This window comes from Alteromonas halophila (genome assembly GCF_014651815.1).
GTDB classification, from domain to species: Bacteria; Pseudomonadota; Gammaproteobacteria; order Enterobacterales; family Alteromonadaceae; genus Alteromonas; species Alteromonas halophila.
In genome coordinates this window covers 96,215-108,497 of the sequence record NZ_BMXP01000009.1, presented here as the reverse complement: position 1 = coordinate 108,497, position 12,283 = coordinate 96,215, and the positions used below count along the sequence as shown (strand labels likewise).

The following is a 12,283-nucleotide window of genomic DNA, read 5'->3' as shown; positions in this document are numbered from 1 at the left end:
TATTTAGAAGTAAACACCAAGACTAATGTTCAGTCGCTTTGTTGTCTGTTGTCGGCCACCCAGATCGAGCCCCAGGCCCGGTCCGCCGGAAAACCACATGTTCTTACCCTGTATGGTATCAATGTAAACGTACAATTTGCTCCAGCCAAAACTACATCCGTTAACCCATTGTGAGGAGGGCCGTGACTGGGGGCCATCAGGATCAATTTTGCTGTATTCGCTGTAGCATTTTATTGGGGTGAGTTCTTTAAACTTGTACGGCAACGTATAAACAAAATTGCCAATATAACTGCGGCCTTCGCTGGCCATCATCACCGGCGAGCCGAAACCAGAAAATGCCAGCCTGTCCCGGCGCTGGCCGCTTGGTGCCTTCAAATCGTAGTCATAATCGGTGTACTGTAGTTCAACTTTAACGTCGCCCTGCTGATGCCGCAGGTGTACTGCCCAGGCGCGCATGTCGCCCTCATCGACGGTGTCGAGGTTCAGCACCTCAGTTTGTTGCAACGACATCCCAATGTCTGTTGTCGCGCCACGGATGATGTTATCGGAGTAATTGACCCTGAGGTTATACTGGCCATCTTCTTTATTTCGAAATTCGCCGTCATCCGCCACATCAAAGGAGTAGCGGTCAAATTCGGCGGCGTCGTTATACTCGTCGTTTAAAAAGTAACCGCCGTGTATGCTCCAGTTACCACGCTCGTAATTCACTACCGCGCCTGCGTCATAATCATCTTCGAAGCCAATATAGTAGTTAGCGGAAAACCAAAAATTATTGGATGCAAAGGGAAGGAGTCCAAACGGGACTTTGGTGATGCCGCCCGTCACCTGCCAGTATTCATCATGGGTGTAGGTCACATCTGCGTAGCGAACGGTATTAAAACTGACATTCTCATACCAGCGATATTCCGCCTTATAGCTGAATTTTCCGTAGTCACCGGAAAGGTTGAGTCGTAAAGATTCGAACTCAAGGCCGTCCCGAAAAGCAGACTCCTGCCAGTCAATGTAACTGTAATTGGCGCGAACATGGCCGCCAATTTCAACCGGCTTGTCTTCCTGGGCGAGTGCGGGGCTGGCAATCATAATGGGGATCACCAAATGAAAGGGTATGAAGCGCGTTCTGTTCATCCAGCCTTCCTTATATGTAAATGGCTTAGAAAAGGGGCGGGCATTGATTTTGCTTTTAAATCCATCACATATACCGAGACGGACCTGAACATTATCGGCCCCAATTAGCCCTCTTGTACCATCGCTGCCAGTGTATGGATCAGTGTGTGACCGCGACAGTGGGAGACTGTGTTTCATTTATAACACAGTTCGGCAAGGTTATGGACGATGCGCACGGGAGGAGGGCGGGATGAGCCAGCCGTAATAAAGAGAGAACAGAAGGCGTTTATGGCTTTTTTATGAGGTAACGTTGCACTTCAATATTGCCAGTAACTAAAGTAATATCAATGGTATTGCCTGAAAATTGCACAGATGCACCTGCTAAGCTACCTTAAGAAGAAGTGGATGCAGCAATCAGCGCGCTAACGGTAAAATTGTACGCTGAAAAAACCGGATTGCGTGCAGAAGAACAGGCAGTAATTGATTACAGGTAACTAAGTACCTCTGCTGAAGTGTTTACGTTGAAAACAGAGTGTCGTTCAAACTATTTTGCGCAGTACTAGTTGAGTATGTGTTTTGTGAACAGGCGGCAATGCCGGCCTACAGTAGACGGGAGAAGACGAAGCTAAATAGAAGAGGTCTGAGACTCATGGGAAGGCTTATAGGCGTATTGTCAGTATGTGTCGGCGCAGCACTCGCTGCGGCACTTTGCGTTTTTCTGCTACAGGGGATGCAGGAAAAATCTACACCCGCAAAAACGACTCAGGTTAATGTAGCACCTGAAGTGGTGCCTGATGAAACTGAGGACGTGGACGCGAAAGCAATGAGTCCGGAAGAGCGAGAGGTGCTTATTGAGCAGACCCGTGTACAGATTGACGCACTGATGGAAGACTACGAGAACCACCTGAAAAACCGTGAAAAGCGGCAGGAACTCAAGCAACAAATTGATATTCTGGTCAATAAGTATAACAAACTTATACTGCCGGTCGCGCTGACTGATGTGACCATTCGCGCGCGAGGAAGACGCTAACGGGTAAAGCGCAATCGGTATGCGTTTGGTGAAAGGCCAAAGCGCCGCGCGAAGGCCCGTCGAAACATGTCCGGGTTGCTATAGCCACAAGCACCACTTATCTGGCTCAGTGGCCAGCTATGCGCCACCAGTAGCTCCCGGGCATAGTCCAGTCTGAGATGCTCAACATAGCGCCCGGGTGAAGTACCGACCCGTTGCTGGAAACGACGGCAAAAATTGCGTTCACTCATTCCACAGTGGTTCGCCAGATGCCGGATACTCAGTTCACTGCTTAGATTATTCAGGATCCAACCGGTCAGGTCAGCAAACGGGCTCCCGGCCTTTATCTGATACTGCAGCGGCACAGAAAATTGTGCCTGGTCACCGGCGCGTCGCAAATGGACGACCAGGTACCGGGCTACGTCGGTCGCGACGGTCGTGCCCAGGTCGTCGTCAATCAGTTTCAGCGCTAAATCGATACCGGAAGTGATACCGGCTGAAGTAGCTATATTGCCGGTATCGACATACAGCGCATCGGCGGCCAGTGTTATTGAAGGGTATGTTCTCACCAGTTCATCAGTAAAGGCCCAGTGAGTGGTGGCTTTTTTGCCATTTAACAAACCACAGGAAGCCAGCAAAAATGCCCCCGTACAAATACTGACCATACGTCTGGTGCTTGTGCTGATCGCTGCCAGCCACGGACTTAGCAGGCGCTGATTTTCTGTGCTGCGTGAGCCACTGCCTCCCGGTATGATCAGCGTATCCAGTTTGCCGCACGCATTCAGGCCGACCCCTGCTGTCATTTGCAGACCTGATTCAGATGTAAACGTACTGGCGTCAGGTCCGATAAAGACCAGCTCATAAGGCGAGTGTGGGCAGACATCCGCGACAGTATGAAACGTTTCCATCGGACCTGTGAGATCAAGCGCATTCATTCCCTCAAACAATAAAAAGCCGATCTGTCGGGTGATCATAAAGCGGCCTTATTCTGGTGCTGTTCGATGATCAGGGAGATATGATAGGTATTATTGTGTTCTGATGCCTCGATGCGTACCGCATGCAGCCAGCCTTTATGGTCACCACCGCCGACCCATCTTAGCGTGTTGGGAGCTTCGGCTTGGGCAGGCTGCCAGTCGTTGTGGGCCGACATGGCGGCTTTGTACACGGCCAGCAGGTCGGCCGCGGAGGCGTCAGTACGGGCTCTGTAAACGGTTTTCCAGGCAGACTCATCGCCCACAGAACTTAGCTGGTTAAACAGAATTCCTTCAGGCCATTGGTATGTGTTATCCGGAAAGTGCCGATCTGCCATGGCGGCCCGAACAAAATTGCCTTGAGGATCCCAGTCATATTCGATGTGCAGCGCGACCGACCGGGCTTTGTTAATCCCGCGTATTTTACTTACCAGGTGCAGTGAGGCATCAATACCGGATGACAGACCGGCAGACGTGATAATCTGGCCATTATCCACAAAACGCTTATCGGCCTTTACGGTTATATCAGGGTAATCAGCGGCGAACCCCTCCAGCGCATTGTGAAAGGTTGTTGCCGCGAGCGAGTCCAGTAAACCTGACTCAGCAACGATGTGAGACCCGGTGCAGACCGACAGAATGTGATCCACCTGTTGCTGTTGTGCTTTGAGCCAGGTCAGTATGGTTTCATTGTGCATGGCGTCGTGGACGTCGCCTCCGGGGACCAGAATCGCATCGGCCTCAGGCATTGTTGTAAAGGCGTGGGCCGGGTTAACCGAAAGCCCCATGGCTGTGGTCACGGTTTTTCCATCCTGGGACACGGTGAAAACATCAAAATCAGCCTGACCAAACACTTCATACGGCGCAGCAAAGTCGATAATCTGCACATCATCAAACAACAAAATTGCGACCGTGAAAGGCTTTTCCCGGGGCGTTTCAGCAAAGGCTATGGTGCTTGTAAAAACAAGAGCAATAAGGCTTATCAAGGTGGTAAACAATCCGTAACGTTGCGCGTTCGCTGGCATAAAGGGTCCTTGTTTGTGAATGACAGCGATAGCATAGTCTACCGAAGGAATTGGCAAAATGACAAAGAAGCGTCAAATCTTGCCAGTTAGTGACATGTCTATGAACGAGCTGGCGCTACAGTCATCTTGCAAATCGCCATTAGAGACTTGCCGAGTTTCCCGTCTCTGCTATGTTAATAACGGCGTGGTAAGGGCAATTTCATTCACTTTTGATGCTTGTGCATCCCGTTTACAGGGCAATGCTGATGCCTACCTATAAAGCACCCGGCGTTTATATTAAAGAAAATGCAGCGTTGCCGACATCGGTCGCTGCGGTCGAAACTGCGATTCCTGCCTTCATTGGCTATACCGAAAAGGCCGTGAAAGGCGGACAGTCTGTGACGGGGTTACCTGTTCGCCTTACCAGTCTGACAGAGTTTGAGCATATCTTTGGTGGTCCCCCGGTATTGCAATTTGGCCTTACTCAGTCAGCAACGAGCCAGAATACCGGGTTTGCGCATGCGGGGAATCACTTTGGCTTGATCAGGCCCTCGCCTTATTTTCGGCTTTACCGCAGCATGCAGCTTTATTTTAGTAACGGTGGCGGCGCCTGCTATGTTATCTCTGCCGGTACATACAGCGAGAAAGAAATAGCACGGGCTTCACTGCAAAACGCACTTGACCGGCTACTTACAGAGCCCCTGCCTGCAATGCTGGTGATCCCTGAGGCAGTCAGTCTGAAAGAGCCTGATTGCCTGACACTCCAGCAGTCTATGCTTGAGCATTGTGCAATTCAGACGCAACGCCGAATAGCGATTTTGGATATTTTCAATGGCTTTGAACCTATCACTCACAGTGTGGCTGCATTTCGTAATCAAATTAATACCGCCACGACGGGGGGATTTGGCGCGGCGTATTATCCCTGGTTAAATACAGTGCTACTTCGCAGTGACAGACTCACTTATACCATTTTTGATGCGCCTGCCAGAGCGTTGCTGCAGCGTATTATTGCGCACGAACTGGGCAGGCTTGATCGGCAAACCCGCGCACTGCTTGATGCGCTCACTGAAGACAGCACGTCATATCACACAAAGCAAAAGCGGCCACCGCGACAGCACAGGCGAAGTCCAGACACTGTCGACAAAGCGTTTCGTTCGTTAAGTCAGGTCTATGTTTCGGCAATTAACGCCTGTGCACAGGAGGTTAACCTGCTGCCCCCGTCTGCCGCATTGGCCGGAATATATGCAAAAACGGACATGACGCGTGGCGTATGGAAAGCGCCGGCCAATGTCAGCATCAACGGGGTTGTCGCGCCTGCCGAAACGGTATCAGAAGGAGAGCAGCAAATACTGAATGATGATCCTGACGGTAAGTCGGTGAACACAATTCGTGCGTTTGCCGGTAAAGGGACGCTGGTGTGGGGGGCTCGAACCCTTTGGGGAAACGATCTTCAATGGCGCTATATCAGCGTACGCCGCACCTGTATCATGCTGGAACAAAGCATTCAAAAGGCGTTGAATGCGTCGGTGTTTGAGCCAAATGATGAACAGGTATGGATGGCAGTCGAACACATGATCGGGCAATTTCTGAGCGGGTTGTGGCGACAGGGCGCGTTAGCCGGGAACACGCCAGATGAAGCGTTTTATGTCAGCTGCGGGCTGGGAAAGTCCATGACGCAGGCTGACCTGAATGCTGACAGACTAGTTGTACAGCTTGGCGTGGCGGTAACAAAACCCGCGGAGTTTATCGTGCTGACAATACGTCGCGACATGCATCAGCCGTAAGCATCATGCACTGTTTGCTGGCCCGGCACCAGCGTACTGGTGACGGGAAGAAACGGGGCTCAGCCCCCACGCTTTAGTCTTTGAGATACGCCAGAAGGCGATCTTCATCTGCATTTACAACGTCTTTGTCGACGACTTTTTCGACCAGCTCTTCCAGCTGCTTATTCATCTTGCCACGCAGTTTGCCTAAAAAACCGGACTCAGCAATGATATCAATATGATAAATTTTGCTGGTTTTGCGTTTATTATCAAGCCAGTCAATCACATCTCCTGCGAAACGCTCCGCCTCCTGCTCTGTGGCATCTTTACGGGGCATGCTGTCTCCCACGTGACCCTGTGCAGATGGGGCGGGCTGTCGACCGGGTTTATCCGTATAAATATCCTGGTCACTGGAATGCCCAAACCGGTTCGACCAGCTTTTCTCAAATTCCAGTGCGGTTCCCTTCTCCTGCAGGACAAAAACTTTGGCTTCACTGCGGTTTGCTACAAGTAAAAACGATTGACCAACCATACGTTTCCCCCTTGTTATTACTGGTAAGTTATTCCGGCTGTCACCCGGATGATTACGAGGCAATGTAATGCAAAACTACAACCCGTTATATTCATTATAAAAGCAAAATCGGCGCCAGCAATGCACCCACAGCCCAATGTATTGCGCAGGACAGGTCGTTGATGCGCAGGGGCTGGTTGTGAAATATTCGTGTGCGCCAGACGTGCATCACAAAACGCGCAACATTTTCTTAGTAGACTGAAAATTTTGCTGCCGAATGTGAGTGCCGACTGTCAGTGTAAATACCCCGGGGGCGAGCATTGCCTGTTGTTATTCAGTCTAACTGTCAGAGACAAAAGCAAATTAGAGGCGGTATGCGAGCACCGATACAGGTGAAGGGCAGCCTGGCGTGCTTGTTGCTGCAGTAAAGGTTACCCAACCGACTGTTAAGGAAACGGAATCATGCTACTTCGCCCGCTGCTTCCGATTATTATACTGTTTATCATTGGTTGTTACGCCTTGCGGCTATTGCTAGAGCGTTAACATGATGAGGCTTCCACGTTTACCGCGCTGGGCCATTGTAAGCCTGGCTCTGGTGGCCACCACAGGCTTTGCGGCCCGAATGTACGCGCCAACTTTTTTGCAACGTCAGATCAATCAGGCGATTGAGGAGGCGCCCGGTGTGGAAGGGCAGGTTGGTAATATTGACATCGCCTTATGGCGGGGCGCTTATCAAATCCATGAGATACAACTCTACAGCATTGGCGTGGATGAAAAAGTCCCGTTGCTGATTACCGATAAGCTGGATCTCTCCGTGCTGTGGTCTGCGCTTTTTCGTGGTCAGATTGTGAGTGAGATGCACTTTGTTCGCCCCCAGATCCATCTACGTGATACACCAGACAGAGCACCGATTGAAAATGAAGACGTCAAAGAGAAGGAAACCTGGATAGATCTGGCGCATAAACTGGTGCCCTTTGAAATCGATAAAGTTGATATTGAAAGTGGGGTTATAAAATTTGAACTGGCCGCCGGCAAAGAACGGAATCTACTGAGCCTGACAGGCGTTAATGGCAGCGTTAAAAATATTACAAATATCCGTGAGAAACGTCGCGAAGATTTCGCAACCGCGGACTTCGAAGGCACGATCCAGAATGAGGCCAAAATTGTTTTTCATGGTAGCTACAATCCATTTGAAGCATCGCCGACATTTGATACCGATGTCGAAATGCAGCGGCTGGATGTACGCTATCTGGATGCGTTTATTAAACACTATTTGCCTGTGGACTTCGAAGCTGGCGAGCTGGATATGGCCATGGAACTTAAGGCGAATAAGGGAAACGTCGAAGGGTATGTCAAGGTGGGGGTCTATGATCTGGATGTGTTCAGCTGGAAGCAGGACGTGGCCAAAGACGGCGACAACCCATTTAACCTCTTGTTTGAAGCGCTCACAGGCGGCCTGTCTGGGTTTCTTGAGAACGATAATACCGACATGGTGGCAACACGAATACCGGTTAACGGTGAGATAAACGATCCGCAGGTACCGACGTTAGATGCCATCGCCGGGTTATTCAGAAATGCACTTATTGAAGCCTATGACATGGACGTAGAAGAATTGTTTTCATTTAGTGACAGCGCCCCGGCCAACAAGGAGGATAAGTAACAACAATGCGCTGACAAGGGCATTCTCGTCGCAGCGCCAGGCGGCGATGAATACAGACATCGCCGCCTGGCAGACAGGTGTTATTCAACTAACTGCGAAACAGGTGTCTCACCTTTAAACAGGTAGGTGACGAGATTACTGCTGCTGGCGCGACTAACACTTTCAACAATGGCCGTTGCCACATCTTCGCGGGGAATAACCGCATCATCCATATTGGCGGGCATATCGCCGCTGACCAGGTGGGTGCCGGGCTCATTCAGCAGGCTGCCGGGTCGTAAAATGACATGAGAAAGGCCGCTGTGGATAAGGTGCTGGTCGGCCATATGCTTGGCAACCAGGTAGGGCTTGATGGCCGAGTCCACAGCATCAGGATCATCGGCGCCAATAGAACTGACCATGATAAAACGCGGCACCTGTGCTGCTTTGGCATATTCAACGGCATTTCTGGCGGCCCATAGATCAATCAGCAATGTTTTGTCCGGGCCGGTACCCGCTCCGGAGCCGGCGGTAAATACAACACAATCAACACCATCAAAATGTTCAGAAAAATCCTTTTCGTAATCCTGTTGCATAACCGCCAGATTCTGGTGCTCGATATCATCAAGTTTGTCAGGGTTTCTGACGGGGGCGCGCACATGGTGCCCGGCATCAAGAAGCTTTTTTGTCGCTTGCTTACCGATCTGGCCGGATGCGCCAATAATAAGAATGGTCGCCATAATTACTCTCCTGTGACATTGGGGTTAAAATAAAATCATCATAATGGGGGCGGTATTGCGTCAGGCTTCTGTCAGCGTGTTTGGTCCAGTAAGTCAAACTCAGAACTGCTTCGTGGCAGCGCAATATCGATTTGTACCGGCAAATGGTCAGACAGGACACGTGTCTGCGCATTTTTGAGCTTTTTAACCCCGCGCACCTGCACATCATTGGTGGTCCAGAGCCGGTCTAGTGAAAAAAGCGGGAAACGGCTGGGGAATGTTGGCCCAAGCCGGTACTGGATTAACGTGTCATTAAGGTGTTTGAAGGCAGAGGTAAAAAACTGCCATTCGTTGAAGTCGCCGCCTAACACCAGTGGCGTGGGCTGTTTTGCCAGTTGCGATTCAATATATTCGTGAAGCAGGGCAAACTGAGAACGGCGCTCATGCTTCTTTAGCCCTTTATGGGTATTAATGACTGTCAGCGGACCGCCGGGCGTGTCCAGCATCACCGCCTGAATATTTCGCGGCTGAAAGCCATGCTGGCTGACATCTACCGTTTCTTTGTGCAGAACCGGGTAGCGGGTTAATACGGCGTTTCCATACCAGCCCGTTTTCTCATACAGCGCTGGAGAAGACACCAGCTGATAGCAGTCTGCGGCACAGATGGCCGCGATATCCTGCTCAACGGTGCGCTCTGCAGGACGGGTATCCATTTCCTGTAACAGTACAATATCCGCTCCGCATTGTTTTAAAAACGAACCAATGCGTTGATAATCCTGCTTTTTATCGGTTCCAACACCGCTGTGAATGTTGTAACTGACTATGCGGCACATTCTTCGGACTCAGCCCTGCCTTTTTCTTTACGCTCCTGATACCAGTAAGCAAATTTCTGTGAGCCCCAAATCATAAGCCCCCACAATACAATACCACCCACCAGATAGGAGATGGTTTCAGGTGAGGGATTCTGAAAGATTTTGGTTATTGAGTCGCCCACCAGCCCTTTGGCGATCATCGGCGGAAACATGCCGAGAAACGTACCCATCAGAAACTGAAAGATACCTATAGACGAAATACCTGCGACTAAGTTGACCAGACTAAACGGGGCAATGGGCAGCATTCGAATGGCTGCCACGCCAACAATACCACTGCGTTTAAGCTTCTGGTCAACGGCCTCAACTTTCGGTCCGCCCACTTTTTTCAGACCGGCATTGCCGAGTAGCTTACCAATGCCAAACAACGTCGCGGAACTGAGCAACGCCCCCATAATGCCGTAAATGGGGCCCCATACAGGGCCGAACACGGCAGCGACGGCAATAGATAAGACGGTAACCGGGAAGAACAAAATACCTGCGACAAAATACACCAGCAGCACTGTCGGTAAGGCAAAGTACGTTCCGCGGCTCTCTTTTAAAAATGCGTCGATACTGTCAGCGCTTAACCATGAAATGGACTGACTCGCCCAAAACATCAGGCCACCGAGCAGCGCAATGACAAACACGCCAAGACCAACCATAATGGTGCGTCTGCGTGGATTTTTCACCGGCACGGATGTGCCCTCAAGCGTTGGGACTGCCACAAGCGGTTCCTCCGGATCGGAAAGTGAGCGAAACACATTGTCAGATGACGGATCGGTAAAGACTTCGTCATTGACCTGCGTCAGCATGTAACGGTGCGCCAACTGGCCTTCCATAATGGCGCGTGCGGGCTTCTCCGTTACCGTGAGTTTCGCCGTTTCGTCTACCTCCCTACCGCTGTGTTCTGCAAGCAAGTCATCGCGAACGCGCGCGATTTGGCTGCGATTGTGCTCGGAGTTGCCGTAGTAGATGGTATCAACTTCGGTATCGAGGGCCATTGAGCGGTTGCTGAGATTAGATGAGCCAATCACCAGGTATTTTTCATCAATGGTCATGACTTTTGAATGGAAGCGCTTGTAAGCCGTGCGGCCATTTTCATCGATGATGGACGAGTACGTCATGATAACGCGGTCGGGATCGATGCCCTCAAACAGCGCGTTCTTAAATTCGATGCGGCTTGCCCAGAATGCCTCGCACTCAAACCGGCCTTTCGGTTCGTAAGAGCTGACAATAATCACGTTAAGGTCCGGACAGGCTTTGAGCTGGCGATTCAGTGCTTCGGCAATCTCCAGACGACTGGTGAACTGGTTTTCAATGTAAATCAGTCGTTCTGCCTGAGCAATGAGATCCAGCAGCATATGCCTGACTTCCTGAACAGGCTCAACGTCATCCATCATCGGAATGGTTCGCGCCAGTGCACAATCAACGTTTTCAAACCAGGGCGGGTAGTCGTCAGGCCAGGCATCAGGAAGCCCGTCATCAAGTGCAATCTTGGCGTCTTCGCGAATATCGATGGGGTTGGATTCAGATGCACGCAGCCAGCGCCAGCGCACCAGATTGCCAAACTCTTTTACAACCGGGCCTGCATACACCGCATGTACATCATGCAGTGGGCCATACTCGCCATTAGGGCCATTTCGCTCTTCAGAGACAACCGGGTGATCACGCGTATCCCAGCGATTCACTGAAATATCCATACCGCCAGAGAACACCACTTCGTCATCAACGATGATCACTTTCTGATGCTGACTGCCGCCAACGGGAATGGTGTCATCAAGAATGGTTTCTACGTTGTCTGGAGTTTTTTCATCCCACACTTCCTTGGCCCACATTTCCCGCAGTGAAAAGAACGCAAGTGATGAGTCCCAGCGCAATAAATACACCTTAAGATCGGGGTTTTGTTCTGCTTTCCACGCCAACAACTCACTGATTACGGAGGGCGCTTCTGATTGCTCTTCGTCTTCCCCATGAAGCAGGCGAATACGGCTGTCTATATCCCAGCCCACAATAAAAATCGAATGCTTGGCCTTAACCAGAGAAGAGTGAAGCGCTTTATAGTAGTTTGCACAGTCAATGAGTGGGGCGGCATAGCTGGCTTTACTACTTACCCAGCAATTCTCTCCCTGCTGAAAAATCGATGCTGTTTCAGACATAGTGTCTCCTGACATTCAACGCGCCACAATTACAAATATTGATTACTATCGTTTACTACTGCAAAAAACGCTCCATGGATGACTTTACGTCCATGTTTGTTAACTCACGGAATTTATTTATGTTTTTATCAGATGCCTATTCACGCTCGGCGCCATGTACAAAAAGTGTGTGGATTTGGCCGACTGACTCTGTAGTTTTTTCCCAATCCGTAGTGTCCGCGAAGCAAAGGCAGGTCAGTGAACTGTGTCAGACAGCGGCTTACTAATTTCACATTGAGAATGTGGACTGAACCATACTAAAGCACTACCTCACGGTTGAAAGCTGCTTACTATACACTTGCTGAGCCCATCGCCGCTGATCTGCGAAAGCAGGCCGATGGTCGTCTGGTCAAGCTAAAACTCATTTGTAGATTCACTGGGCTCTCCCTTTATACCTTGGTTCAGCAGATAAGTTTTCCAGTGCGCGTCAGGATTGCCAGAAGGGCATGACAATACTGAACGATACGATGAGGCCCAATGCGGCATTTACACAACAGCTACAGGCAGTGTGTGATGATATTTA

General features: G+C 50.4%; 10 protein-coding genes. 3 read left to right on the top strand and 7 right to left on the bottom strand.

Annotation, left to right across the window (positions count from 1 at the left end):
- Positions 1-3: 3 nt before the first annotated feature.
- Positions 4-1,125 carry a porin gene (locus IE054_RS14985; protein ID WP_189407845.1) on the bottom strand — a complete coding sequence of 374 codons (1,122 nt, stop codon included), beginning with the start codon at positions 1,123-1,125 and terminating at the stop codon, positions 4-6.
- 628 nt (positions 1,126-1,753) lie between these two features.
- Here IE054_RS14985 and IE054_RS14980 point away from each other — a divergent pair.
- Entirely contained in the window at positions 1,754-2,134 is a 381-nt protein-coding gene (locus IE054_RS14980) for a hypothetical protein (RefSeq protein ID WP_189407844.1), read from the top strand.
- Here IE054_RS14980 and IE054_RS14975 read toward each other — a convergent pair.
- Entirely contained in the window at positions 2,131-3,087 is a 957-nt protein-coding gene (locus tag IE054_RS14975; RefSeq protein ID WP_189407843.1) for a GlxA family transcriptional regulator, read from the bottom strand. The two genes, IE054_RS14980 and IE054_RS14975, sit on opposite strands and share 4 nt — an antisense overlap.
- The gene (locus tag IE054_RS14970; protein WP_189407841.1) at positions 3,084-4,106 is read right to left on the bottom strand and encodes a DJ-1/PfpI family protein; all 1,023 of its coding nucleotides are present in this window, start codon (positions 4,104-4,106) and stop codon (positions 3,084-3,086) included. The genes IE054_RS14975 and IE054_RS14970 overlap by 4 nt, the downstream gene beginning before the upstream one ends.
- A gap of 245 nt (positions 4,107-4,351) precedes the next feature.
- Here IE054_RS14970 and IE054_RS14965 point away from each other — a divergent pair, with 245 nt between their 5' ends.
- A complete protein-coding gene (locus tag IE054_RS14965; protein ID WP_189407839.1) occupies positions 4,352-5,869 on the top strand; it encodes a phage tail sheath family protein in 1,518 nt (505 codons plus the stop codon).
- Between the two features lie 73 nt (positions 5,870-5,942).
- Here IE054_RS14965 and IE054_RS14960 read toward each other — a convergent pair whose 3' ends face one another.
- Positions 5,943-6,380 (bottom strand): baeRF12 domain-containing protein, encoded by a 438-nt coding sequence (locus IE054_RS14960; RefSeq protein WP_189407837.1) that lies wholly within the window; start codon positions 6,378-6,380, stop codon positions 5,943-5,945.
- A 523-nt stretch (positions 6,381-6,903) separates the two neighbouring features.
- Here IE054_RS14960 and IE054_RS14955 point away from each other — a divergent pair.
- On the top strand, positions 6,904-8,019 hold the full coding sequence (locus tag IE054_RS14955) for a DUF748 domain-containing protein (protein ID WP_189407835.1): 1,116 nt from the start codon (positions 6,904-6,906) through the stop codon (positions 8,017-8,019).
- Positions 8,020-8,099: 80 nt separating this feature from the next.
- Here the strand turns inward: IE054_RS14955 and IE054_RS14950 are convergent, their stop codons facing one another.
- From IE054_RS14950 to IE054_RS14940, 3 genes are all read right to left on the bottom strand, one after another.
- A complete protein-coding gene (locus IE054_RS14950) occupies positions 8,100-8,735 on the bottom strand; it encodes an SDR family oxidoreductase (RefSeq protein ID WP_189407834.1) in 636 nt (211 codons plus the stop codon).
- A 71-nt stretch (positions 8,736-8,806) separates the two neighbouring features.
- On the bottom strand, positions 8,807-9,547 hold the full coding sequence (locus IE054_RS14945; protein ID WP_189407832.1) for an endonuclease/exonuclease/phosphatase family protein: 741 nt from the start codon (positions 9,545-9,547) through the stop codon (positions 8,807-8,809).
- Positions 9,535-11,721: a VTT domain-containing protein gene (locus tag IE054_RS14940; protein ID WP_189407831.1), complete on the bottom strand. Its 2,187-nt coding sequence runs from the start codon at positions 11,719-11,721 to the stop codon at positions 9,535-9,537. The genes IE054_RS14945 and IE054_RS14940 overlap by 13 nt, the downstream gene beginning before the upstream one ends.
- Between the last annotated feature and the right edge of the window lie 562 nt (positions 11,722-12,283).